Origin of the sequence: Paraburkholderia sp. UCT31 (genome assembly GCF_014397655.1) — a bacterium.
Taxonomy (GTDB): Bacteria; Pseudomonadota; Gammaproteobacteria; order Burkholderiales; family Burkholderiaceae; genus Paraburkholderia; species Paraburkholderia tuberum.
On record NZ_VZQP01000009.1, the window covers coordinates 65,555 to 88,521 of the forward strand.

The 22,967-nt window shown below is 59.3% G+C and carries 32 protein-coding genes; 17 read left to right on the forward strand and 15 right to left on the reverse strand.

What is annotated here, in order from left to right; all coding sequences use genetic code 11:
• The first annotated feature begins 231 nt into the window (after positions 1 to 231).
• Both F6X40_RS09490 and F6X40_RS09495 read left to right on the forward strand, forming a co-directional pair.
• Positions 232 to 693 (forward strand): hypothetical protein, encoded by a 462-nt coding sequence (locus F6X40_RS09490; protein ID WP_187627566.1) that lies wholly within the window; start codon positions 232 to 234, stop codon positions 691 to 693.
• A 642-nt stretch (positions 694 to 1,335) separates the two neighbouring features.
• Entirely contained in the window at positions 1,336 to 1,764 is a 429-nt protein-coding gene (locus tag F6X40_RS09495) for an NUDIX domain-containing protein (RefSeq protein WP_187627567.1), read from the forward strand.
• A gap of 257 nt (positions 1,765 to 2,021) precedes the next feature.
• Here the strand turns inward: F6X40_RS09495 and F6X40_RS09500 are convergent, their stop codons facing one another.
• Positions 2,022 to 2,378, reverse strand: a complete 357-nt coding sequence (locus F6X40_RS09500; protein WP_187627568.1) for a hypothetical protein — start codon at positions 2,376 to 2,378, stop codon at positions 2,022 to 2,024.
• Positions 2,379 to 2,509: 131 nt separating this feature from the next.
• Between F6X40_RS09500 and F6X40_RS09505 the strand changes: the two genes are divergently transcribed.
• Positions 2,510 to 3,607 carry a hypothetical protein gene (locus F6X40_RS09505; RefSeq protein WP_187627569.1) on the forward strand — a complete coding sequence of 366 codons (1,098 nt, stop codon included), beginning with the start codon at positions 2,510 to 2,512 and terminating at the stop codon, positions 3,605 to 3,607.
• Between the two features lie 6 nt (positions 3,608 to 3,613).
• Here the strand turns inward: F6X40_RS09505 and F6X40_RS09510 are convergent, their stop codons facing one another.
• A complete protein-coding gene (locus F6X40_RS09510) occupies positions 3,614 to 4,204 on the reverse strand; it encodes a hypothetical protein (protein ID WP_187627570.1) in 591 nt (196 codons plus the stop codon).
• A 443-nt stretch (positions 4,205 to 4,647) separates the two neighbouring features.
• On the opposite strand from F6X40_RS09510, the gene F6X40_RS09515 reads away from it, so the two are divergent.
• From F6X40_RS09515 to F6X40_RS09530, 4 genes are read left to right on the forward strand one after another with little or no spacing between them, the layout of a single operon-like run.
• Positions 4,648 to 4,995 carry a hypothetical protein gene (locus F6X40_RS09515; protein WP_187627571.1) on the forward strand — a complete coding sequence of 116 codons (348 nt, stop codon included), beginning with the start codon at positions 4,648 to 4,650 and terminating at the stop codon, positions 4,993 to 4,995.
• A gap of 10 nt (positions 4,996 to 5,005) precedes the next feature.
• Complete coding sequence (locus F6X40_RS09520; RefSeq protein WP_187627572.1) at positions 5,006 to 5,584, forward strand: GIY-YIG nuclease family protein; 579 nt, start codon at positions 5,006 to 5,008, stop codon at positions 5,582 to 5,584.
• Positions 5,581 to 6,747: a DUF2863 family protein gene (locus F6X40_RS09525; RefSeq protein WP_187627573.1), complete on the forward strand. Its 1,167-nt coding sequence runs from the start codon at positions 5,581 to 5,583 to the stop codon at positions 6,745 to 6,747. The genes F6X40_RS09520 and F6X40_RS09525 overlap by 4 nt, the downstream gene beginning before the upstream one ends.
• Positions 6,748 to 6,761: 14 nt before the next feature.
• Positions 6,762 to 7,202 (forward strand): HAD domain-containing protein, encoded by a 441-nt coding sequence (locus F6X40_RS09530; RefSeq protein WP_187627574.1) that lies wholly within the window; start codon positions 6,762 to 6,764, stop codon positions 7,200 to 7,202.
• Between the two features lie 24 nt (positions 7,203 to 7,226).
• On the opposite strand, the gene F6X40_RS09535 is transcribed toward F6X40_RS09530, so the two are convergent.
• Positions 7,227 to 7,553 (reverse strand): H-NS family nucleoid-associated regulatory protein, encoded by a 327-nt coding sequence (locus F6X40_RS09535; protein ID WP_187627575.1) that lies wholly within the window; start codon positions 7,551 to 7,553, stop codon positions 7,227 to 7,229.
• A gap of 145 nt (positions 7,554 to 7,698) precedes the next feature.
• On the opposite strand from F6X40_RS09535, the gene F6X40_RS09540 reads away from it, so the two are divergent.
• From F6X40_RS09540 to F6X40_RS09560, 5 genes are all read left to right on the forward strand, one after another.
• Positions 7,699 to 8,001 carry a hypothetical protein gene (locus tag F6X40_RS09540; RefSeq protein WP_187627576.1) on the forward strand — a complete coding sequence of 101 codons (303 nt, stop codon included), beginning with the start codon at positions 7,699 to 7,701 and terminating at the stop codon, positions 7,999 to 8,001.
• Positions 8,002 to 8,034: 33 nt separating this feature from the next.
• A complete protein-coding gene (locus F6X40_RS09545) occupies positions 8,035 to 8,391 on the forward strand; it encodes a DUF2866 domain-containing protein (RefSeq protein WP_187627577.1) in 357 nt (118 codons plus the stop codon).
• Positions 8,392 to 9,292: 901 nt separating this feature from the next.
• Complete coding sequence (locus F6X40_RS09550; RefSeq protein WP_187627578.1) at positions 9,293 to 9,805, forward strand: hypothetical protein; 513 nt, start codon at positions 9,293 to 9,295, stop codon at positions 9,803 to 9,805.
• Positions 9,806 to 10,113: 308 nt separating this feature from the next.
• A complete protein-coding gene (locus F6X40_RS09555) occupies positions 10,114 to 10,587 on the forward strand; it encodes a hypothetical protein (protein ID WP_187627579.1) in 474 nt (157 codons plus the stop codon).
• Positions 10,588 to 10,805: 218 nt separating this feature from the next.
• Entirely contained in the window at positions 10,806 to 11,156 is a 351-nt protein-coding gene (locus F6X40_RS09560) for a YkgJ family cysteine cluster protein (protein ID WP_187627731.1), read from the forward strand.
• A 66-nt stretch (positions 11,157 to 11,222) separates the two neighbouring features.
• Here F6X40_RS09560 and F6X40_RS09565 read toward each other — a convergent pair whose 3' ends face one another.
• Together F6X40_RS09565 and F6X40_RS09570 are read right to left on the reverse strand one after the other, a co-directional pair.
• Complete coding sequence (locus F6X40_RS09565; RefSeq protein WP_187627580.1) at positions 11,223 to 11,795, reverse strand: hypothetical protein; 573 nt, start codon at positions 11,793 to 11,795, stop codon at positions 11,223 to 11,225.
• Positions 11,796 to 11,806: 11 nt separating this feature from the next.
• Positions 11,807 to 12,208: a hypothetical protein gene (locus tag F6X40_RS09570; RefSeq protein ID WP_187627581.1), complete on the reverse strand. Its 402-nt coding sequence runs from the start codon at positions 12,206 to 12,208 to the stop codon at positions 11,807 to 11,809.
• Between the two features lie 59 nt (positions 12,209 to 12,267).
• Here F6X40_RS09570 and F6X40_RS09575 point away from each other — a divergent pair, with 59 nt between their 5' ends.
• The 3 genes from F6X40_RS09575 to F6X40_RS09585 all read left to right on the forward strand — a co-directional run bounded on the left by F6X40_RS09575 (position 12,268) and on the right by F6X40_RS09585 (position 13,247).
• Positions 12,268 to 12,504, forward strand: a complete 237-nt coding sequence (locus F6X40_RS09575) for a hypothetical protein (protein WP_187627582.1) — start codon at positions 12,268 to 12,270, stop codon at positions 12,502 to 12,504.
• Between the two features lie 133 nt (positions 12,505 to 12,637).
• Positions 12,638 to 13,027 carry a hypothetical protein gene (locus F6X40_RS09580; RefSeq protein WP_187627583.1) on the forward strand — a complete coding sequence of 130 codons (390 nt, stop codon included), beginning with the start codon at positions 12,638 to 12,640 and terminating at the stop codon, positions 13,025 to 13,027.
• Between the two features lie 43 nt (positions 13,028 to 13,070).
• A complete protein-coding gene (locus F6X40_RS09585) occupies positions 13,071 to 13,247 on the forward strand; it encodes a hypothetical protein (RefSeq protein ID WP_187627584.1) in 177 nt (58 codons plus the stop codon).
• 237 nt (positions 13,248 to 13,484) lie between these two features.
• Here the strand turns inward: F6X40_RS09585 and F6X40_RS09590 are convergent, their stop codons facing one another.
• Together F6X40_RS09590 and F6X40_RS09595 are read right to left on the reverse strand one after the other, a co-directional pair.
• Positions 13,485 to 13,667, reverse strand: coding sequence for a superinfection immunity protein (locus F6X40_RS09590; protein ID WP_187627585.1), 183 nt, complete (start codon positions 13,665 to 13,667; stop codon positions 13,485 to 13,487).
• 79 nt (positions 13,668 to 13,746) lie between these two features.
• On the reverse strand, positions 13,747 to 14,358 hold the full coding sequence (locus F6X40_RS09595) for a hypothetical protein (protein WP_187627586.1): 612 nt from the start codon (positions 14,356 to 14,358) through the stop codon (positions 13,747 to 13,749).
• Between the two features lie 204 nt (positions 14,359 to 14,562).
• Here F6X40_RS09595 and F6X40_RS09600 point away from each other — a divergent pair, with 204 nt between their 5' ends.
• Positions 14,563 to 14,862 (forward strand): hypothetical protein, encoded by a 300-nt coding sequence (locus F6X40_RS09600; protein ID WP_187627587.1) that lies wholly within the window; start codon positions 14,563 to 14,565, stop codon positions 14,860 to 14,862.
• 77 nt (positions 14,863 to 14,939) lie between these two features.
• Here the strand turns inward: F6X40_RS09600 and F6X40_RS09605 are convergent, their stop codons facing one another.
• The 4 genes from F6X40_RS09605 to F6X40_RS43470 all read right to left on the reverse strand — a co-directional run bounded on the left by F6X40_RS09605 (position 14,940) and on the right by F6X40_RS43470 (position 18,151).
• Positions 14,940 to 16,118 (reverse strand): hypothetical protein, encoded by a 1,179-nt coding sequence (locus tag F6X40_RS09605; RefSeq protein ID WP_187627588.1) that lies wholly within the window; start codon positions 16,116 to 16,118, stop codon positions 14,940 to 14,942.
• Positions 16,119 to 16,354: 236 nt separating this feature from the next.
• Positions 16,355 to 16,594 carry a hypothetical protein gene (locus F6X40_RS09610; protein WP_187627589.1) on the reverse strand — a complete coding sequence of 80 codons (240 nt, stop codon included), beginning with the start codon at positions 16,592 to 16,594 and terminating at the stop codon, positions 16,355 to 16,357.
• A 24-nt stretch (positions 16,595 to 16,618) separates the two neighbouring features.
• Complete coding sequence (locus F6X40_RS09615) at positions 16,619 to 16,849, reverse strand: hypothetical protein (protein WP_187627590.1); 231 nt, start codon at positions 16,847 to 16,849, stop codon at positions 16,619 to 16,621.
• 816 nt (positions 16,850 to 17,665) lie between these two features.
• Positions 17,666 to 18,151: a transposase gene (locus tag F6X40_RS43470; RefSeq protein ID WP_187627591.1), complete on the reverse strand. Its 486-nt coding sequence runs from the start codon at positions 18,149 to 18,151 to the stop codon at positions 17,666 to 17,668.
• An 80-nt stretch (positions 18,152 to 18,231) separates the two neighbouring features.
• Here F6X40_RS43470 and F6X40_RS09625 point away from each other — a divergent pair, with 80 nt between their 5' ends.
• Complete coding sequence (locus F6X40_RS09625) at positions 18,232 to 18,729, forward strand: hypothetical protein (protein WP_187627592.1); 498 nt, start codon at positions 18,232 to 18,234, stop codon at positions 18,727 to 18,729.
• Between the two features lie 459 nt (positions 18,730 to 19,188).
• Here the strand turns inward: F6X40_RS09625 and F6X40_RS09630 are convergent, their stop codons facing one another.
• The 4 genes from F6X40_RS09630 to F6X40_RS09645 form a co-directional block, all read right to left on the reverse strand.
• Positions 19,189 to 19,725 (reverse strand): hypothetical protein, encoded by a 537-nt coding sequence (locus F6X40_RS09630; RefSeq protein ID WP_187627593.1) that lies wholly within the window; start codon positions 19,723 to 19,725, stop codon positions 19,189 to 19,191.
• 43 nt (positions 19,726 to 19,768) lie between these two features.
• Positions 19,769 to 20,467: a hypothetical protein gene (locus F6X40_RS09635; protein ID WP_187627594.1), complete on the reverse strand. Its 699-nt coding sequence runs from the start codon at positions 20,465 to 20,467 to the stop codon at positions 19,769 to 19,771.
• Positions 20,468 to 20,527: 60 nt separating this feature from the next.
• Positions 20,528 to 21,658, reverse strand: coding sequence for a hypothetical protein (locus tag F6X40_RS09640; protein WP_187627595.1), 1,131 nt, complete (start codon positions 21,656 to 21,658; stop codon positions 20,528 to 20,530).
• Between the two features lie 485 nt (positions 21,659 to 22,143).
• Positions 22,144 to 22,881 (reverse strand): hypothetical protein, encoded by a 738-nt coding sequence (locus F6X40_RS09645; RefSeq protein WP_187627596.1) that lies wholly within the window; start codon positions 22,879 to 22,881, stop codon positions 22,144 to 22,146.
• Positions 22,882 to 22,967: the final 86 nt, after the last annotated feature.

The window sequence follows — 22,967 nt, forward strand, 5'->3', positions numbered from 1 at the left end:
TTTTACCTTGGTCGCTGATGCAGCCCGGACGTCCAGTTCTGGCTCTTTTGTTCGCACAAATTACGCTTTGTAAGCGTTTGGATACAAATTGTAACGAGCGAGATTCGCTGTCATTTTCCTTCTTTTCGCGTTCCGTATAAATTCAGGACGCCGTTCTGCGGTCGTCCCCTCCTACATGGCTTGCAAAGAGTTGGTAATTGCAACCTCACAACCCATCAGGAGCTTTACAGAATGTTTTCGCTGATTATCACCATCATCTCCATCGCGCTGGTCGCACTGCTCGCACTCGCAACCCTCTACTACGGCGGCTCGGCCTTCTCGCAAGGCTCGGCTAAGGCTGCAGCTTCGACGGTGGTGTCGCAGGCTCAGCAAATCGCGGGCGCGAACACGCTGTTCGCCAACGACAACGCAGGCACGTTCTCGCCGGACGTCGCCACCCTCCAGACTGGCAACTACCTGAGCTCCGTGCCGACGCCGCCGGCAGCTGCTGCAACGGGCTCGTGGACCATCGCTGGCGCCGCAGCGAACAACGTGACGTTGTCGCTGAACGGCTCGGGCGCGCAGTCCATCTGCACGGCAATCCTGAAGAACGCCGGCCTGAACACGACGATTGCGAGCTCCGCAACCGCCGGCCGCCAGGTCGACTGCTACGGCTCTGCGGCACCGTACAGCTTCATTTTCTCCAGCAACTAAGCTGGTCCGGACGCAACAAAAGCCGCTTTCGGGCGGCTTTTGTGCTTTTTAAGGGCAGAGATACGCAGGGTAGGCCTTCGCCGCAGGCTAATACAGACGCTCAACGTCACCACGCCGCCAGCTTTCCGTTTCGGCACCAACTTCGCGCTTGTTTGCCTGACGTTCTGCGCGATGCGTGGCAATTTTTGTGGACTTCCCCAGCGTCCCACCGCAACGGTTGCCCGGACGCGCTGTCCAGTACTCGTAGCCCGGGCCTTTGCCCCCTTTTCTGGTACGACTCATCAAACCTCCGCATTCTGAAAATGACTTAACAAGCCTATAGCGACCGTCATGCGATAGGCGATGCCACGGGAAAGAAGTGACCCGCCGGTATTGTTGGCTTTGCGAGAAATTGTAAATCCTTGCGTTCAATAGTTCAATCTGGTTTAATGCGCTGCCGTCGTCTTTACAAATGGTCAAACGACTGATGTTTCCGCTGCATGCTGGACCGGTTTCGCCTACTCTGGTACAGGGATTCGGTATCTGGCAGACTTACACCCTTCGGAGCGGTATGCGCTGGCATGCGGGCCGTGTGTGGACCCGAAGTAGCACTGACGACGAACAGAAAACGGCCTGAACCGATTATTACTTGCAGGAAAGCGCATGGAAGCTCAAAAGAAAGAATTTTCAGGGGAGTACGTCCTTGGTCTGATGTTGTCCCCCGACATGACCAAAGTGGTGTTGCTGATGAAAGACCGTCCTGCGTCGCTCGCAGGCATGCTGAACGGCGTGGGCGGCCACGTCGAAGCCGGCGAGACGCCGGTTCAGGCAATGGTTCGGGAATTCGAGGAAGAAGCGGAGGTGCATACGCTGGAAGGCGACTGGCACGCGTTTGCCACGAAGGTCGGTCCAGGATTTCGACTCACCTGTTTCTTCTCGGTGCACGAGGCGTATAACAAGGTCCGCACGATGACGAGCGAGCCGGTAGCGGTCTACGAGCGCGAGTTGCTCCATGGTCAACCGGTTCTGCCGGAAATTTTCGAGCTTCTGGCGATGGTCGACCGGCAGGTGCCGATAACCGCGAGCGCATAACGCTCCGCCAAATCGTTCGACGGCGCGTCTGCGAGTTCAGCGCGGTTCCTGTGGTGCCGGTTCCCTCGACCACGCCCGGCGCGGGATACCCTGGCCTTCTGTGATGCCTCTCCAGCGCGGTGTTTGCGCCGTTCCGGCGCATCCTTATCCGCCGCGCCACGCCATCGGCTGATTTTCTTGCGGCACGAAAAAATCCCGCCGACGTGTGCCGTGGCGGGATTTCTAATCAATCAGCCCTCGTATAATTCCTCGCGGCTTCAGGGCTGCGGGTAGGCCAGCAGGATGTCCTTCATCAGGTCAAGCACCTCATCTGGAATGGAACTGTTGTGTTCGCGCAGGCAGACCCATGCCTTGCGGACGTGGTCGGGCCAGTCTGCCGGCATCGACGGATTGCCGTTTTGCGGTTCAAACGAGATGCCGAACGCCGGAGCCTCTCGCAAGAAGCCGGGCGGCACCTGGTCGACGGTAACTTTCGAGATGATTGCGGAGGTTCCGCTCAGGGTTTTGACCTTGCGGGCCACTGTTTCATCACGGTAAGCACCCACCACGCCTACCCCCGACGGGTCTTCTCGCGCATAGCCCGCTTCCGGTCGCGCAACCACATGAATTTCCATTTTTAGTTTCCTCGATGCTGTTAGCGAAGGGCGGTCGCCCACTGGTGTAGCCAGGGAGCAGCACGTTCGACGATAGCATTACTGCCGGACAAGGGGCGCCACCACGGGCGCGCCTGGGTTAAAATCTCGCCATGTCCGATAGCTCCCCTTACTTTCCGTTCCGATACCGAGCATCGCGGCCCTTTGCGAAGGCCGTGACGTCGGAGTTCGAAGAGCAGGCGCGCGCCGGAAAGCTCGCGCCGTCGTCGGCCCAGGAAATCCTGAGCCGTCACATCATCACGCAATATGCGGCTGAAGGCGTAAGCGCGCGGCAGCTCGTTGGCACCACCCGGGTGGTAACGGAGATGATGACGGGACTCGCGCTGGGGGAGTGGCAGCAAAACGGCAGCATCATTTACGACCTTGCGCCTGAACTCGTTTCGGCGTTTCTGCATTCCGACCTTGGCCAGATTTCTCTGGACAACGTCACCTTTCCTCACGACCGCGCTTACATCTCGTTCGGGCCGCAGCCGACAATGTCGCTTGGGCCGGACATCGTCGCCGACGGCGCGTTCATCCTGCGCGCTTCAATCGGTCTTCGGGTCATCTTGACGGGGCGGTACACCGGGACTGCGCCGCCGTGGAGCGAACGCGCGCGCGAGTGTTACGACCTGCGCATCCTCGCGGAGCACCACAGCAAGCCTATCAACGAGGCAATTGAAGGCGCGCTGGACGATGATATCCGCGACCTCGAGCGGGCTCGTGAGACGATGCTCCGGAATGACCCGAACGCCGACTTATCGCCTGCAAATGCCTTGCTGGAAGCGCATCGCGAGAATCGCGCGGCGTTCGCCGAAGCACTGAAGGTCGTTGTCAACGGGCTTTGCTTCATCACCTCCTACCGCGATGATGTCAAGCTTCGATGGCCTTCGGGCGCCCCTGAAAAACTCGCGGCGCAGGCGGAGTCGACCCGTTCGTCCAAGGAGGTTCGACGGGCGGAGTCCAAGCTGCTGTCCCTTGGGTTTCAACGTGTGCAGTACGTCGGCTCGAAATTCGAGGCGAGCGCCGGTGTCTCGGACCACCGCAACATCAAGGCTCACTGGCGACGCGGCCATTGGAGGAGTCAAGCCCATGGGCCGCAGTTCAGCCTGCACAAGCTCATCTGGCTGGCACCAACGCGCGTCATGGGCGAGGTGGCCGAAGGCGAGGAAACCATTGTTCGCGTGCGCGCAGACGAAACTCTGCGCTAGGCGGAGTTAGCGTTTGTGCACAGGGAGGTACGTGAGGCGCATTTCATTGGCCTGCTCCGTGGCCGCTTTGCCCGTCGACCAGCCGGCTTTCGCCAGTTCGGCACGCGTGACGAGCACGCCGAGTTTCTCGCACCGAAGTCGCGCTCCTGTTTGGCGCTCAAACGCCTGCATATCGACGGCCGGCCCGTTGAGCGGGGCCGCTACCCCGCAGCGGTCGTCGAACCCCCGGGGAGCGGCCATCAGCTTCGCGACCGCAGACGCTGCCAACGGCACGCCGGCCGCCCCGCTGGTGACTGTTCTTGGCGTTGCCTTGGCTCGATAGTCGTTCACCTTCTCCTCGATTGGTGCCTTGGCGACGGCGGCGGCCATCGCTAACCAATCCACTGCGCCTTTTCCGTCGCCGAAAGCCGTCGTGCAGACGTTGTAGTACCGCTTTCGGTATCCTGCTGTGCGGCTCTCCTTCGAACAGCCCTCATCCGTATTCGTACCGGGTGTCTCCCGCAGGCGTGCCAAGTCTGGGGTAGCGGTGCCCTGCGCCCAGTCAACGACGAACAGTTCCTGCTTCGCTGATGAGCGCTGGTAGGGCTCCTTGTTCACCTCAACGGACCAGTGATGCCACGCTAGCGGCGAGAGACGCATATACGCGACGCTCTGAGGGTGCTGCGACTGCGCGAACTGTTCAGGCTTGACGAGGCGAAACTGCGTAGGGGTTGACGTTGAGGCCAGCGACGCCGGTGAGGTCGGACGCTGGGCTGAGGGTAGGGGCGTCCCGGCGCGGTTTGGCACCGTTGACGAAGCTCCAGACGGATTCATCGGAGCAAGCGCGCCCATCTCGGCACATCCACCGAAAAGAGTGCACGCAATAAGGAGAGACATCGTTGCTTTGGACATCTGTCCAATAGCTATCCCTTTTTAGCGCGCCTGTCTGCGTGCTTTTCGCTGTCAGAGTCTAAAGTCCGTCGCTACTTTGCGTTTGGACATGAAGCAATTGTAAAGGGCACGTCGGCTCGATATAATTGTAAAGAACCTCGGCAATTTTTATGCTCAACGCACCTAAATTTGAAGTCACCCAGCAGGCGACGTGCCTGCTTATGCTCCAGCTCGGCATGACCATCGAGGATTACGGGGTGCGCCTGTCGGTACGAGAGAACAATCGCACGGGGTTTTCGGTTGCTGTTGAACCCGTGGACAGGTGCCCCCCGGACGGGCACATCGCTTACTACCGTCGCGGACTTGCATTCGTTCTGGCGAGGGGCGACGCGCAGCGTATCGCGGGTTGCACGCTGGATGCCGTGCAGGATGCGCTTGGTGAACGGCTGGTTCTGCTGCCCCCCGGCGCGGCGAGCAGCACTTCGTGTGCGGGCGCCCGGGAACTTCGTGCGGCGTAAAGGCTCACCCGTGTACGACAAGCCGTTGCCCCGGGCGGCGCAGCATAAGCTGCAGACGCTCTATCTGGCCAACACGGATTACGCCAGCGCAGCTTTTGTCGACTTCAGCCTGGAACTCCTGCGGCGTGGCATTGACCTTGCGGGCGTTTTCTTTGAGGCGGAAGAAGCCTACGCGTCCACAGTTGTCGACGGGCTGAGCGGGCATTTCGCGCGCCAGCGGGGCTTCATCTATCTGGCGACTAACCCGGTCTATAGAGGAACGGTCTATAAAGTGGGCTTGACTCGCCAACGGCCCGACGAGCGGATGCGCTCGCTTGCGACCGCAGGCGTCCTGGGGCACTTTATGCTGGTGAAGGACTGGCCGTCGCGCGATGTCCAGCGGTCAGAGATACGCGCTCATCAGGCACTTGCCGCATATAACGTCCAGGGAGAGTTCTTCGAGGCTCATTACACGGTTGCCATCGCGGCAATCGATGATGTTCTACTAGAAGAGCGCGGGGCATTTGATGAACTATACCGCCTCTGCGGAATGCCTTCACAGCCATTCCCAGACAGCGTTTTTCCACCCTCAACCACGGCTATCGCATGACGGACCTTTCCCGGGCGTACAAACTGGTCGAACTGACGCACACACTCCTGCATTGCGCCGACGAGACCGAATCGCTAAAGCTTGACGCGACTCTCGATGACATGGTCGACGAGATGCTCGATAAACGAGAGGACACAACCCTCGACCTCGCGCTCGAATCGGCGGACGATGAGGACGTGTTCCTCGGCCTGTCGGAACGGGTGGAATGGAACTCGCAGCATGTGAATGTCGCAGACGAAGACGGTTCGCGCAAACTGCGTTCGCTCTTCGTCGTGCCGGTGTCGGCTGTGTCAAACGGACTGCATCCGTTTGCAGCCGATTTGGGGGAGGGGCAAGACTGGGCGGAATTCGTCGCGAGCTTTAGCGCGAAGGGCATCGCCGGTCCGACGGCTCGCGTGCTGGTCAACCCCTATCTGTATCACCCGGCCGAGCTGTCCCATCTGGATTACAGCCACGTCACCTATCTCGGCGATGCCCTTTTTGGGAAGCTCGTGCAGCAAGCGCAGATTCCCGCGAGCGGCCTGGCACAGACCGGATGGCCTGCTGATGAGAACAAGGATGGGAAGCTCGTGTGCGAGCTTCGATACCTCGTTGGTTGCGTCATTGATGAGCCAGAGCAAACCCTGAAGTTCACCCAACCGACCGAGGAAGGCGAAGAGGCATCCGACGCATTCTTCTCGCGCGGCCGCGACTGGGCGGCGGACGTGACCGCCTGCATGGCCCGCATGCTGGGACTTGAAGACGATGCAGTGCTCGTGGTCATGCCCATGGCATTTCATCAAGGCTTCCGCCAGGGTTTGCTTACGAATATTGAGGTCTCGATGCGAGGCAATATCGAGACCACGCTCGCGGAGCGTAAATTGTCTCCGCGCGGAGTGAAAGCGGTACTCGCTCCGTTCGGCGAGGAGGGTGAGCTCAGCGATTACCGCATTTCGCTGCTGTCAATGCTCGATGGGGAGCTAATCGGCGGCGTGCAATATCACCCGTACGGATTTATGACGCTCGATGACCACCTTGACTTCCTGAAGCAGACGCTGACGTCGCTGGGCATTTCGGTCATCGAGGTGGTCGACGATATCCAGGAGGGCGAGGGCTATTTCGTGCCCGAGCAGAATATCGACCCGTACGCTGGCAGCGCGTTCCCCGGGCAATTCAAGCAATAGGGCGTCGACAAGTCATGCGCAAAGTTCTTTTTCTCGACTTCGACGGCGTACTGCATCGTTATCAGAGCGGCACCTTTACAAAAGTGCCGCTGGTGGTCGAGTTTCTTCGCGACCATCCCGATATCGACGTTGTCATCAGCTCGACATGGAGGTATGACAACTCGCTTGACGAACTCAGGCAGATTTTCCCCGTGGACATCGAGCACCGCATCATCGCCGTCACACCGGATTTGAGCGAAACGACTGGCCGAATCGCTCGGGGATTTGCGCGCATCACGGAAATCGAAGCGTGGTTACGCGGCGCCGGCGAGGACATCGTCTGGCGGGCGCTGGACGATGAGCCTGGACTATTCCCTCACGGCGCCGAGAAGGTTGTTTTCACGAATAGCGCGGAGGGTGTGACGCCGGCTGACATCGAAAGGCTGGAGCAGTCGTTTGCGGGAGCGAGCGTTTAGGGGTGCCGCCAGTTGCTCAGCAGGTCACTGGTCGATAAGAAACCGTTCAGCCTTCTGGCCTTTCTCGAGGGCATCCCGGAACCACTGCGGGCGCGGGCCTCGGCCGCTCCAGGTCTCACCCGTTTTCGCATTGCGATATTTGGGGGCAGCGGGTATCGAAACGGTAGCATCTTTGGCAGTACCCTTCGAAGACATCTTGAATCCGAGGTCCTTTGGAGAAAGTCCGTATTCGCGTATTTTCTGCTTCGTTTCCTCGATAAAAGCCGCGATTTCAGCCGCTTTTGCTTCTTCGACTTTTGCGGTCAGTGCCACGAGTTCTTGCTGCAGTTGGAGGTACGATTTGGTTGCCATGCAAAGCCTCGTTTGAAAAAACGCAATTATAGTCACGACGCGAGGCTTCGTGACTTTTTCGCAGCCGTACGTCCCTTATGTCAAGGGTTGATGTGGGGACGGTACGGCTTTATAATCGCCCATCGGTCCGAAAAGGAGTCGACTAATGACCATCAGCTATCTTGCTTGCCTGAAAGAGTCCGTCGGGAACTCTGAATTCGTCGCGCAGTTCAATCGGCTGACCGGGCTGAAACTGGGTGAGTCTGCTATGCGCTCACCGCTCGAGCGGTGTATCGACGAAGCGACCGGGCACGATGACGCAGTGGCAGCGCGGGAGGATTTCGCCTTTCGGCAATTTGCACTGTTCGTCAAGGATATTTGGGAAAGGTTGCCCCCGGATGAACGGGCAACCCGGTGCTGGGTTCCGGCCGGGTCGTTTTCATTCGTCGCGGGACAGCTTCATCCGTGAACTAGCTGTTGCGCATGCTGCCTTTCAAAGAAAATGGCCGCCCGCAACTCCCCTTTCAGAGAAACGACTTTGCCCCAAAAACGGAAGTTGCCAGCAGCACCGGCGCTCACGATTACAGATTCGGTCACGCCTCTCTTTGGCGCGCCATACAAGATTGTCGAATGGCGTTGTACCCAAGGCCGCACCCATCGTCTCGTTGTTCCCGAGAGTCTGGCGGAGGATGCGGTGAAGGCGCGGGTCGCCGCGCACACGCCCGGCGCGTTTTATCTGGTCGAAGAGGACGCTGTGCCCGATGCGGCAATCGACGCAAAACGTGCCCGCGTGCCACACGTCAACAACAATTACATGGGCGGAATCGCACCGACCAGGCTAGTGGCCGGAATCCGCTGAGGCGGATAGCCGTCGGGATAACACCGCGCTTTTCCGTGCTGCGGTCTTCTGCGAGAGCTAGCGGGCGAGAGCACGGCGCGATTCCGTGACATAACAGCGGTCAGCAGGCGCCCAATCGTTTGTAAAGGTTTTGGGAGCCGCTTTTGTTAAGCTAAGGCAGGCCGCAGACGATAGTCTCGTGGTGAGCCCGCGAGCGGTCTGCAGGTGGGGAGGAATCCACTTTGCGCAGGGAGAAGAAACAAACGCGCGGCGCACATCTGGCGCCGCGCGTTTTTGTTGGTATCAAAGAAAGAAGCGCGCAACGTCGAGCGTTTCCATCAAACCAGACGCTACGCTGACGGCAGAATCCCGGGCTCCACAGCGGACCAGCGCACGCAGCCTTCGAAGACTTTCTCCAGCGCGAGGTCCCCGGACCATGGGCTTTCTACGTGTTTTTCGCCGTAGTTAATCGCTTGCATTTCCGACAGAAGCATGTACACGAACAGATTGCTCTCGAGATGGGTGGCGAGCTGGTCGGCGTGCAGGCGAATGGCTTCACATTTAGCCTCGTGTCGATGTTTGCCAAACCCGTCTTCGCAACGGTTGACGTAGATGCGCCGGGCGCCCCGGAATCATTAATGTGCGTTGGCGCAGCATCGCCCTCAAACGAATCCACTAGTGCTTCGACCTTCCTTGCCACTTCCGACAGTGGATGCTTGTCTTGCCCGAATTGCAGAGTTGTCGTTCCCATGCTTATCGATTGTCTTGTCTGTTGATATTGCCGGCCGGGGGAGTTTAAGCGGCGAGTCGCATGCCCTCCAAAGTCTCGAGCAAGTCCCGCTATAAGTTAGCACGTAGCCGCGTTCATCGACTGTTCGCCAGCCCACATCGCTATAGGCAAGTAGGACCACTATGGAGAAATATGATGGGCGTGCCCACCGAACAGGAAATTTTCAACAAGGCGAGCCAACTGGCAAAGACCTGGATGTGGCCGGACGAAGGCGACTATGAGGCGCGAACGCCAGCGCAGGAAGAGAAGGCTAAAGTGCTTCGCTCCATGCTCCGGCACGTGCTGACAGGTCTCTCGAAGCGGCGACAAGACATCATGGTGATTGAGTCCGTGTCCGAGCTTTATCCGGATGCCAATGTGATGGGTCTCATCCTCAGCCAGAAAGGTGGCGAGGTGACGGACGAAGACATCACTGAAGCGGTGGACCATCTGGCTCTGGAGCGGCTCCTCGGACCGCGAGACAAGAGGGACTACAAGCGACAAAACCTTCATCAGGTGAACACCTCTGCGGCGTTCGAGCATGCTCTCGCTAACCGCATGTACGAACTCGTGGCGGAGGGAATCAATCCTTTGAGCAAAGGCCCCGAGGAACTGGTTCCCGGGTTCGAGGAGCGCTTCAGCGAAGCCAGTTTCATCAATTTGTAACGGATAATTCCAGCCGACGGGTCACACCGCCGGCTGTTTTTTTGGGCCTTTTCATGTCTGCTGGTTTGCACGTTTTTTCTTTGCAATATTGGAAAAACCGCTCGCCATGTCAATGTCGATTTGACCTCCTGGGCGAGAGACGGCGACCCTTTCATGAGGCGCCCACGGGGGGCGTGGATACATATTTTGTTGCATTTTCCGGGACGTTTTTGGGGACAGGGTCCCTAGACATGTAAAGCGCGCGACGCTCAACGAACCGGAGGTGATAGAACGTGAAAACATATCAGTTTGCAGGATTGGCTCTTGTCATGGCAGTACCGCTTTCGGCCTGCGCAGGTGACGCGCCGCCGTCGGCGCCGAGCCATGGCGCACCGAACGCGCAGATGTACCCGTGGCCGTCGGAGACAGCGAAGAGCCCGGAGGAGTTCGGCAAGTTCAAGCAACACGTTCTTGCGACTCAAACGGTTCAAATTGCACTCAAAAAGGCCTCGCGCGCGTGCGTCTCCGCCGCCCAGGACCCGAACGCGATTCGCGTCTGCCTCGAAAAAGAGCACGACGGAATCAAGGGCTTGCATCACGAGATGCGCGAGCAGTATCTCGACGCGCACCCCGGCATGCAGCCGCCGGCCGGCGGTCCCCAACCGGGTGGTGAACGCTACAAGCTGCGCGTTCCGCCAGAAGGTGCGCCCGGCCCCGGCGGCCCGCGTCCAGACGGTCCGCCCGGCGGCCCGGACAACCATGGCGGCCCCGGCGCGCCGCCGCCCGGAGGGCCGGCCCGTTAAGCAGGCTAGTCAGTTCGCCCTTGTCGGATGCGGCAGTAACTGAAAGAAGAATCGGCCTTCGTGGGCCGATTCTGTTTTGTTTTTTGGCTAAACCTCGCGCCTATACGGGACTTGCTTTCCCCTAGGACATCGCAATGAGCGCAACATCGAGGCAGCCCGCTTCCTTTATCCCCATCCAGATTGAACACCAGACCGAGGACGGCCGCGTCTTTATCGACATGCCGGACGACGGGCCTTGTACCTCGTGCGGCGTGTGCTGTTCGCACTATCGGGTGAGCTTCGTCGCTTTCGAGATGGATGTGTCTCCAGGCGGCACCGTTCCGTCCGAGCTCGTGAGCCAGGTCAATCCCGTGATGGCGTGCATGAAGGGCACGGAGACAGGCGGTGGCCGGTGCATCGCTTTGCGTGGCGACATCGGGCGACCCGGTATCGGCTGCGCCATTTACGATAACCGTCCCACGCCGTGCCGCGAATTTCCTGTATGGATGCCCGACGGCCAGCCAAACCCAGACTGTCAGCGCTTGCGCGCCGCCGCAGGTCTGGCGCCCCTGGCAGCTCGCGCCACCTGACGCACCCTACCGAAAAGAAAAACCCCGGGCGCAAGCGTCCGGGGTTGAATCAAGTCAAGCGGTAAGTCACTCGATATTGCGTAGCTTGCGGTTGTACACCCGGCGAATCACTGAGTCCATGTGCACCATTTGACCAGTGCTGCCGCGCAACCAGACGTTCCAGTTGTTCAACTCCACAACCGTCTCTCCTTCTTCCTGAAGCTCAAAGGCGAGCCACTCGCTGACGGCATACCATTCGAAGACATCGCGTTCATCCGGCGTGATATTGCCGGACTCGCACGCGTCCTTCCAGGCGTCGTGCTGCGTGTCGAAAAGCATATCGGAGCTAGCTCCGCCCGAATGCTCATTGCCGGCCATCCAGTAGTAGCCTGTGCCCTTGTCCTCGGCAGGGTCGGCCGGCGAGACACGAAACCCCGCTTGTTCTGCCGGACCCCGGTAATCAAGGCTGCGGAACAGGGATTGCATATCCTCGCGGTCCACGTCGAAAGCATCGCTCCGCTCCTCCGGGTCGAGCTTCTCGAGGCCGCGAACCACCCACGTGAGGCTAAGCTTGACGTCGGCCTTGACGGCCTCGCGCAGCTCATCCTGCGTCAGCGCTGCCTTGCTGCGAACTTCCTTCTGGTCGAGATTCTCGCTCACTTCTCTCTCCCTCAGGCGACTGCGCGGTTGAGGATGGAGCGGCAACGGCTCAGGAACTCCTCGAGCCGGTCCGGGTCCGCCAGATTGGCAACATAAACGTCGTTGTTGCGGCCACCGGAGTAGTCCTTGCGACCTTCGCACGAGCGGTAGGTGAGAATCACCCGGCCTCGCGAGCCAAGGCTTTCCTGCATCCACATGTACAGCCGCTCGTGGTGCAGGGTCACTTCGCCAGAAACGGCGATGCCGCCCAGGTTGGAACGTACGTCGTAACTGCCTTTCGGCAATTCCAGCTCAGCCGCGAGGGAGCGAAGAAACTTCGCGCCGTCTTTATGAAACTCTGCCTTGCGTGCGTGACCTTCCTCGCTGTAAGCGTTGAGCTCACCCTGCTGGAGCAATACCTTCGGAATCTTCATTTTTTGTCCTCGGTGAAAACAAACTACGGTTGATAACTTTGAGTATAGGACCTGCGCGCATGCGCTATACGCAGGGACGACGCACGCCGCGTCTTATTGAGGAACTTATGATGAATACCCAGGATGCAAAGCAGGTGCTGCTCAACTACCCGAACAAAACCAAGGTCGCGGACGTGTATGACACGGACCCTGACTTTCGAGAGGCAATTCCTTTGCTATTTCCGAGCTTCGAGTACCCGGACTTCTCGTACCTCACGGTCGAGCAGGTTTTGGTTCGGCTGACGGCGTCGGTCTAATCAACGTCGGCGCAACCGCCACACGTTATTCGCCCCTTGAGTTTCTGGCTCGAGGGGTTTTCTTTGGAGCCGCCGGCGGCGCGGGCGTCGTTTCGCTACACTGGACCCAACCGCAGCACTTTCAGGGCATACAATGACTCAACTTTTAGGCATCAAGGTAACCCGTTCGGGCAGTATCGCGCGCCCTTCGTCCCATGTAGTCTGGGCAGGCCTGACCGAAGCTGAGCGCGCCAGCCACAAGGACTTCATCCGCAAGAACGTCCATGACGAGGCGTATGACGGCGCGCTGACGCTCGAGGACGCCGTAACGGACGTTCTCATCGAGGCGGCGGGGTTGTACGTACTCGAGGACGGCCGGAAGGTCGATATCGTCAACGTCCGAGGCGTCACCGCATTCGGGTATATTCTGGTACGAAACAAGCGCGGCGTTCTCAAGCCGAAGACGCTTTTCCACTGCTATATCAACGGCGAGGGCTTTGGTTGTTCGAAAGGCCTGCGTCTGAAGGGCAAAGCCCGCTCGTGAGCAAGAGCGCATTCACCCGGACAATAACCCCAGAGGACCTCAGATGAGCAACTCGAAGATGACAGCCCCGGCGCCGATAGTCGAACTGCCGAATGGCATGCATGTGATGGTGGTCCGTCGACACCGTCCACCGGTCACCCCGGCGTTTGCGCTTCCCGGCGGCCATATGGGCAGCGATGTTCTGATGTCGCTGGTGGACCGACCGACGCAAACCGAATAGCCTGCCGTAGTGATTTCAACAGCGCCCCTTGGAACCTGGTTCTAAGGGGCTTTTTCATGCCGGCGGGTGGAACCGGCCCTATGCGGCGTCTGCATTTTCGAGGCATTGCTCGATGGGAAAAGACCTACGCGGAAAGGGAGGGGTGGGGAGCTGGCGCTATGCGCCGTGAAATCTGTGACGTTCGAAGTGCACGCGTCACAAAAACAAAACCGGAGCTATCTCCGGCTTCAGATGTACTTACTCGTTTTTGAGCGCCCAGACCAGCGCACCGACCCATCCTATCACCACCCACCCCAAGAAGAAGTTCAGGGCCAAAATGGCCACCTTGTTGCGATGGTCCCGCTTGAATGCAATTGCGGTAGGAATCCAATACAGGACAAGCCCTAGTAATACCAGCATCATGATAACCAGCGCGCCCATCTAACCTCTCCTTGGTATGGTAGTAGCTCGTGTAGCAATTTTCCGGGCAACCACTGTCGCGGGTCGTGGACGCCGCAAGTCAGGGTGAGGCGAGTTCGGCCTCGCACATGGCGCGGGCCGGAAACGCAGACTCGCCCAGGTCGCCGGCCGGTTTGACGGTGCCGCGAAGAGCCGCCAGCACGTCGGCAATGATGCGGTCAACCGCCTTGTCGGTCCTCACACGCTGATATGCGGGGTCGTGGGATGCGAGGATGTCCGTCACCCCCGCATGTTTCTTGAGTGACCCCGCCACGTCCTCGTAGCGGCCTTCGGTGTCGTAACTGCCGTCGGTGATATCGCGCTGGAGCAGATAGTTGAGCGTGCGCCATTTCGCCGTGCGATTGAGGATTATCGTTCGAAGCGGCGCCTTGTCTTCATCAGCGGTATGAAACAAGGTCATGAGGAGCGGCGCGTCCGTGACGATTACCTCGAGGTGGCCGTGCCCGCGCTTTAGTCGTCGATGTTGCTCGGCCAGAATTTCCATCTGGTCATAGAGATGGATAACGTTGTCGCGAACCAAATCTTTGGCGTATTCAGGCACGTAGTCTGCGCGCAGCTGCATAGCCTTCAGCGCGCCGCTGACCTGCTGGGCGACGGCGGTCTTGCCAAAATTGGAGCCGCCCCAGAGATTGATGTGTAAGGTATCGTACATTGCAGTGGGTGATATTCTTTGTTAAGCCTTATTGTAAAGCGAAAGGACACCGGCGAACGGTTTTTGTATAAACAAAAGTTTGCTTTAATCCGGTTAATCGCCACTTTTGGCTTGTTTAAACCCCGCCCGGTCTTTACAATTAGGCTTCGTTGCGACACAGCGCCGCCGGTGCGGCCCGCTTCACCCAAACCATTGATACAAAATATGACACTTGACACCCAGTCGGCGGCTGAGCGCGAACGCACGTCGCCTTTCGAATGGTTCGTACGCGGGTATGTTGCCCTGGCGTTACTGGCAGCGCTTGTTGGTGCGCTCGCGGTAATGGGCGGCGGCGCGCTGCTCGCGACGAGCTTCTTCGGCGCGGCAGTGGTTGACATGCTAGGGCCAGCCCCGGCAGACGGCGCTCTCTTTCACCTGCCGGCAGGCTGGAGTCGTTCGGCGCTGGTAGCGCTCGGCCTGCTTGTGATGTTGGGCCTGATGAGCGCGCGCCGCCGGCGCGGCTGATTACCGGGAGCCATCCGGACCCGCAAGAAAAACCGCCGAGAGCTTGCGCTGTCGGCGGAGTGAATGATTACAGGGTTTTACGCAACTTCTTTACTCTCCAGCTTGTTGATGAGTGCCTCCATCTCCTGGACGAGCGTTCTGGACGCGTCCGAGCCGATGTAGCCGGAGCAGGTATTACAGTCATCCTCCGTGGCGTCGAGTTCACCTGCTTCGCCCGAGAGCGTCATGGTCTTGATGACGGTGCCGTAACATTCGCCATTGACCCAGGCGCTGTACACCTCGCAGGCACTCCGAGCTCGCTCGCGAGCAAGGGGTTGAGCGACCGCGAAAGCTTGCTCAGGAACAAACCGGTCCCCGAGCGCAGCCTTGGCGGCTTCGACCGCAGCCTCGTGCGTCGCATGGACGCTCGTGACGCCGTCGATACACAGCGTAACGAAGCCGGGCTTTTGGAGCACGTAGCTCTGCTTGGTTCCGTTCGGCCCCGGATAGTGGCCATTCGCATCCTCAACCCACGCATACACTGCGTCGGCGGTTGCGAAAGTTACTCCTAGCGGCGCAAGTGCGGCCTCCCACAGCGCCCGAGCTGCATAGCTGTCCGGAACCCACACCGCGCCACCGCGTGCCGTGTCAAACCGGCAATTCATCCCTTCGCCGGATACCGAGTAACTGGTGCCGGAATGCTGATACACGTCGAGCTTGACGCGAAACGGATTGCCAATCTCGCCGGTGCTCAGCATCTGCGCATGGAGTGCGTCGATGTCGACCTGGGCTGCCGCCGGTACGTTCGGAAAGTCTTCGTCGAGCCAGCGATAGCTCTTCACCGGGTCCAGATACTGCGACCACAGCACATCGCGCACCTCTGACTTCGTGATTTGCTTCTTTGTGTAAAAGCTCTTCACAAACGACGGAACCGCCATCAGTGCGTCCAGATACATCTCTGCAGAACGCTGCTGTACCTTAGGCGACATCTTTTCCCACTGGTTGTCCAGACCCAGCGCCTCCTGCATTTCGGCATGAGTGTTGCCATGCCGGTGGCTGGAGTAGATTGCGCCCTGGCCGATGTTCTCCAGCGGGTTGTCGGCGGCTTCGTCGTTCTCGAGATAGCCGAGAACGAGGGTGTTGCCTACGCGCGCATACTGAAGGTCACCAACCGGGGTTGAGTCAAGCTCCACCGTAATGCTGTCGTCACCCAGGTCGAGGTCGACGCGGCTGCTGCTGATGCGGTACGAAGAAAGGGTCTTGATTTGAGCGGTCATGAAAGTTGTCCTCAGGGTTGTCCTGGGTCGTATAGGAAACTTTAGTCCACACCGTCCGAAAGAGTGCAGCGCGGGTTCACCCAAGCGCGTTGACCGGGCAGTCAGCAAGGAAGTTCGGCATCGATGCCTGTTGAGGACCGGCCGGTTGAGTTCGTCGCACAGCGGATTGCGTGCAACGGCCGCGCATAAGAAAGCCTCGCACGAATGCGAGGCTTGAAATCAGGGTGTGATGGGCCTTAGGACGCGTTACGTGGAGCGCACCTCGGGTCGAGTACCAGCTTGGCAGCCAGCGTCAACGCAACTACGGCGAGAGCGATAAGCAGCAAAGCGACCGGATAATCCGGATGAGCGACTGCAGACTCCTGCGAAGGAACCAGCTGCAGCAGTGTCATCCCGGTGGCCACGCTGAAAATGCCGAGAACCAAAGCGACGACGACGACGGCGTGGTGAAAAACTTTCGAGCGGAGTGCTTTCATGGGGTGCACCAAATAGTTGACCTACTACGTATAGCGAGTAGAGAGCGCCAACGCTACAACGACGCCGATAGCGAATCCGATGAGGCCCTTAAGGGAGAGGTAGGCCACGATTAGCCAACCCATCCCGCCAACAAGGGCAACGACCAGAATCGTCATGACAACATATGCTGCAACCAGGCTTTCACCCATGATGGCGAAGGCACCTGCCTGCGTGCGTGTCACTAGCCAAAGCGCGATTTTGAAGAGTACGTTCATATAATTAATGACCTTGGGTGGTTGACCTAAGATGTGTAGCAAAAAACCTAAACACTGGCCGGCCGCGCAGACCATCGCGGAAGGCAGTCGACGAACGGCTTAGGTGCGTCGAGGTGCGCTATAGAGGCTGTTTGCTAAATGAAACCTCACCCTTGTCTTGAGCCCCGACCACGGACCCTTAAGCCGTCAGAGGTTAGGCGGGCATGGCCGCTCGCGCCGCTACAATCAGCGGTTCGAGCACCGCACCGAAGTGCGGATTACCTAACATGACAAGGCACGGCGTGCTATCCCGCCGTTTGCGCTGCGTGAGAAGCGAGGGGTCCTCACGCAGCTTTCGCTGAACCCGCGCCAGACGCTTGCGTGTTGCGAAGCGCCCGACAATCTCGTCCAGGATAGTGCGGCGCGCACGTCTTCTTCCTGACCACTTGCGGGCATTTTGTAGAGGCCGGTTCGAAGCATGCTTCAGATGGTTATTGTTAAGGCTCCAAGCCTATCATTGTTACTTAAGATGGTAATTGTTAAGGCGTCAAGCCTATCATTGTTACTTAAACACGTAAAGCGCTGCGTCTCATCTGAATTGCAAAGAGCACCCGCGCGACGTCAGCCTCAAAGCCCGTACGTGTAAAGCACCAGTTCTTCGCCACCCGTCGCCATCTGGCCAGCCAGAGAACTGTTCGACGCGCCAGCGCGTTGGAAAGGGTTTGAATATCGTGCCCTTCGGTAGCGGAGGGGAACTCGCATCGATAGCAACGCCGTGTTCAGCCATGTCGTCCGAAAGCGGCCTCTGGCGGTACGCCTTGTCGCCGAGTACCGTTCTCAGGGAGGGGAAGCTGCGCTTCGCGGCCGGGATGACGAGACGGGCGCCTTTTGCGTCGGGCAGGTTGGCCGGCAGCACCGTGGCAGCGAGCACCGCGCTGTGCTTGCTGATAAGCACATGAACACTGTGACGGTGGCGCGCTTGTAGCCCGATGGCGCACACTCGCCGCCGCCGAAAGCGCTTTCGATGAAGGTCGAGTCGATGATGCCGACCGTAGGCTCGTGGCCCGCCGGTAGTAGCCGCGCGTGCGCAGCGGCCAGCACCCCTGAGCGCGTCCAGCGTCGACGTTGGGCGAACACCGTCTGCCATTTGGGGAAATCATGGGGCAGTGCCCGCCAGCCGCAGCCGGTCCGCATCACGTAAAGAATCGCGTTAAGAAGCTCCCGGGCACTGATGCATCTCGGGCGACCGCGCTGCCGCTGGAATGCCGGGGCCACCCGCGCCCATTGCTCATCGGTCACGTCAGATGGATATGCCTTGCGCATTACTTGTCCGCTTTAAACCTCAGTAAAGCGAACTAGCAAACAGTCTCTATACGAAGGAGGCCCACCTCGAAGGAACACAAATGGACACGCAAGCAAGAATCAAAGCTGCCGCACAACGCATGCAGGTCGTCGTCATCCGCGCGGACAAAGAAGCCTTGAAGGTCGAAATTGACGCTCGCTCGCTTCCAGGGATAGAAGAAAACCAGCCGATTATCACCTTGGTAGGCGAAGCCGCTGACAATCTTTTCAGCGAGGCCGAAGCGTACTGGGAGGGCGATGTGACGTTTGCCGAAGTGCTGGCATTCCTCGTCGAAGGTTACCTGGAAGACTTTCGCGTAATCCCTCCAAAAGCCGTGCGGGAGCGTATCGACGCCGACTTCTGGTGCGACCTGGACGCAACCCTCGCGAGCGAGGAAGGGAACTCGTGCGTTGGCGAAGCCGTCGTAAAGTTGCTGAATGACGTTCAGGCGATTTGCACGCGCATTTACGCCGAAGACGGTGGCAAGGTCGAACCCCACTACGTCGAGAAACTGAAGGCTATCGCGCTTCGCCAATGTCTTGTTTGGTACGGCGGCTAATCGTCGCGATGTAAGTCTGCCACGCGCGGAGACCCGGACCGCCGCGCATTCTCCGTCCTTCAGGGCAGAGTCAAGCGGCGAATTTGTCAGCTAAAAACACACAAGGAAACAAGATGAGAGACATCCCTGAGGGCGCAATCCTGATAGTAGGCTGCGAGGGTTCAGGCAGCACGTCGCTCGGAGCGGAAATCATCCGACGTGCGCGGGAAGCCGGGCTTGACCGTCCGATTGTTTGCGTGACGGAGGAGGAGATGGCAAGACTGGAAGTCCGTTCAGAGATGACGCCGCCCAGCTTTGACATAGTCATTGCAGCCCGCCCGATTTTCGAGGAACCGCCTCTGCCTATGGAGGACCGCCGCCGAAGACCCGCATGGCAATCGCCTTACGACATGCGTCGACGGAAGTCGCGCTGATTTGCCCCAAGCCCGCCTGGCGGGCTTTTTTCTTCTCGGCTGTGGGCTAAGCCAAGGCCTCGCGCAGAAAGCGGGAGGCCACTCGCGCGGCAGCGCGTACTCCGGCGTCTGACGGACCCTGAATATAGGCGAGCCGGGCGCGTCGTTTTTCCGCACCGGTCAGCCAAAGGTGCGCCCGGTGCTTTTGGTCCGAGCCAGTTTCAATTTTCACGGTGACCGCGACTCTTGCACCGAGCGAGGCCGGGGCGTCGTCAGGCTGTAGGTAATCAGCTTCACCACGCCAACCGCCATGGGTGAAGTCGAGAGGACCGGTCTTGCTGCGCGACAGCGCGAGCACGCGTTGTATGCGCCGCACGACGGTCAACGCGGGCAGGTCTCGGAGCGGGGTCGCATACCAGTCCTCGCGAACGGCCCGAAGGTCGGCTGGCCCGGGCTTTGTCTTCTGGCCGAGGAAGAGGGTGGCTGGGTACACCTCCAGCAGGGAGTCGAGCAGCAGATACGCATCGTAGCTGGTGTGCATCGAATGCACCTTTACGACCTCGTTCGCCTCGTTCAGGCCGGCCACGTGAAAAAGCTTTGTCATATCACCCCCTTTCGCCATTTGAGGGGTGTAGCGACCGAGCTGCCTAGAGTGCCGGCATCGATTCCGGAATTTTCCCCCAGACGGCGATGAAGTCGCGCGAGCCGTTCATGGCGCGGGAGTACAGCCAGGATGGATAAAGCTTCACGTGGGGCAAGGCCCAGATGGACTTGTCCTTGTGGACGTGGTCGTTTCCGATGAACAGGTACGTCTCACAGATTTTGATGATGTCTTCTTCGACCACGCCAAACATGTTCCCGCCGGCTTCGTGGCGCGCCTCGTCGTACTTGTGCGTCACCCAGGAGGCGACAACGACCTCTGGCTTGTAGCGTTGGACAGCCTCGAGCGCATCCAGCTTTTCGACGTTTTTGCCGTACTGAATGGTCGAGACACCTATCGAGCGGTAGTGCTCCTGGATTGCCGGTTCGGCCTGCATCCAGTTGTCTGTCGCATGAATGTCCAGCGCTGCCGCCAGACCGCCGTGTCCGGCGCCGATTTCGATAGCGCGCCGACCTTCGATGAGGCTTTTCACAAAGGCAACCAGCTCATTGGTCAGCAGGCCATACAAGGCATTTTTCGCACAAAAGACGGCACGTTCCTCACGGCTCGTCGCAGCGAAATACGAACTTGGAACGACCTTGAGCTTACCGTCAGCGTCCAGCAAATCGGTAGCGAGGTCACGCAGGTTACGAGGGTCGATGATATGAGCGTCGATAGGCATAGGTTTGTTGGGCAGAACGCCCATTTTGAATCAGTTGCCAACCGCCGTGACCACACGGCGAGCTTTGTGAAGGTTCCAACGAGACTATTTTGGTGAGCCGGCTTCGAGGTCGAGGTTCCTGACCCATTCGCCGAATGCTTCGTCTTCGAACTGGTACTCGCCGAGAGCGAGCTTTGTCACCAGATTGCCGTTCTGTAGGCGCCGTAGTGCGTGCGCAGGTGTGTTCATGGAGGGCGCCTTGTCGAGGCCCAATATGAGGCCGAGTTTCTCTCGCGCCGCCGCACTGTGAAAGTCTGACTCCCCGTTTGCCATCATGGTGAGGATGGCGCGGTCGGCGGGGAGGAGCGACTGCCAGTGTCGCGCGAAGTGCCCGTCATGGAAAACGTGCTCACGCGTGTACTCGATGGCGGCTTGCGGGCCATCGAACGGGTACGTCAGAAAGCGCTCCAGGAATCGGCGGAAGAACTCGGGCGTCTGGTTCAGTCGCTCGAAGGCGAGCATGCCGTGTTTGACCGACAGTTGATTTTTCGCGATGGCGTTCGTCTTCTCAATCATGAACTCGACGAACTCCCGGCCGAGGAGCGGGAACGGCTCGAGGGCCGCCCAGTTATAGAACGGCTCCGCCGGGCGGCCAAACATGTTGCGAAGTGTGCTTTCCGAGCTGCCGGCGAAAACGACCTTCAGCTTGTCCTTTCGGATATCGAGGGCGGCGCGCAATGCGTGCGCAAAGTTCGCATGTTCAAGGCGCGCCAGCACCTGCGCTTCGTCAATGACCAGGAGCAGGACCTTGGGCTGTTTGTCCAGCGCACGCATGACCTCCCCAAGCAAGGTGCCGACGTAGTGTTTCTCCTCCGGCGTCAGCTCTGCCTCAATCGAGCCTTCCCCCACACCTGTCAGGCGCCCTGAGGCCTTCAGGCGTTTGAGCGGACTTCTTGCCTTGTTCATGAGCCGGGCGAGCCAGTCTGGCTCGAGTGCGGTGTAGAGGGCCCCGACCAACGCGCCGGCCGGTTCGTCGCGGTCTTCCCACAGGTTGACGTATGCGGTCAGATAGCCGGCCCGCTCGGCGGCGGGCGCCAGGTCCTTCTGCAGGAACTCGGTCTTGCCCATGCGGCGGCGCGCAAAGAGCGTCCGTGCTGAAGACAGCCCGAGTTCAAGCAGCTCGAGGTAGCCGGAGGCGAGCTCCGGGCGGGGGAAGTGCCATTGGTCTGTGCGCATGTTTCAAACTATATCACCGGCCGTGACATATATCAAAGTCGATGATATAACGTGATACTTCGCATTGTGAGCGCCCCCCAGCGGAGTTCCGGCCGGGGCAGTACCGGCCGAATCTGGGGTTCCTGCGCGGTCAGGCTTCGCGCACTGAGGGGTCGATAGCCCGACAAGGGCCGGCGATGGCCCGAACAGACGAGAGTTCCACGACAAAAAGCCGCAAGCCCTTAGGGGATGCGGCTCGTGCTTTGTTCGGGGTGAGGCGAGGGGGGGCCATTACAACTAGCAATCAAGCAAGCTGCAACTGGCAACATAGGGTTCTGCGACGGGATTAAAAGACTATCGAGCCACCGCCTCAGCAATTGGGCGTCTTCTCGTGTCCCCCGAAGCGACCGTTGTCTTTAGTCGGCCACCCCTCGCCGGCGCGCTATCTGCCCAAGGGCAGACTGAAGGCTCCGAAGAGCCCCAGCGGACGCGCCACCTTCTTCCGCTTAAATCGCCACCAGCTTGACGATGTCGTCGTCCAGCTCGATGCTCAGCTTCGTAGCGTTCGCGTCGGAGACGGCGTTTGCCTTCTTCGCCAGCTCCAGCGTCAGCTCTTCCACGCGGGTGCGCAGGCGGGCGACCGTGGCCTCGTCGACGAACGTGACGAGTTGCGACGAGGCGTGATACGCGCTATTTGCCGACGCAGCCGCACGCCGCTTCTTTTCGATTTCCTGCGCGGTTTCGAACTGCAGGCCACCCTCGGTTGCCTGCACCAAAGCCTGAAGCGACGCCAGTTCCTGTTTGACCTGCTCCGTTTCGCTCAGGAGGTCGGCGACACCGTACTCCACGTTTGCACGAGCGAGTGCGCGGCGGACTGTGAAAAGGGCGGATTGCAGCTTCGCCACTGTGGCCAGGCCTTCGCTGACCGCGCGCTGTGCTTTCTCGCGCATCTTCGGGCCGAGCACTTCCAGCGTCTGCATGTCGAGGTGCTCGCTCTCAACATCGGCGAGCAGTGCCGCTTGCCGGCGTGCTGCGACGTCGCGGATGTTCGTTTGGATTTTGTGCCAGCGGGAGAGCGTATTCGAAATGCGTGCCATCTTGTGCGGTCCGGTAATGTCGTAGGGCGCTAATGTAAAGGAAATTCCGCATGTCGTCAAGTGCAAATGTAAAGGAAATATTTGTCCGGACGGCAGACGCGCGGCTTGGCGGTGTGGAAGGGTGCGCGAAAGACGTTGAAAAACCACGCAATAGCTTTACAAAGGACGGCTTTGCAAATACGCTTCTACATCTGCTGCACAATCGTTAGCTATCCGCGCGGCAGAAGACCTTC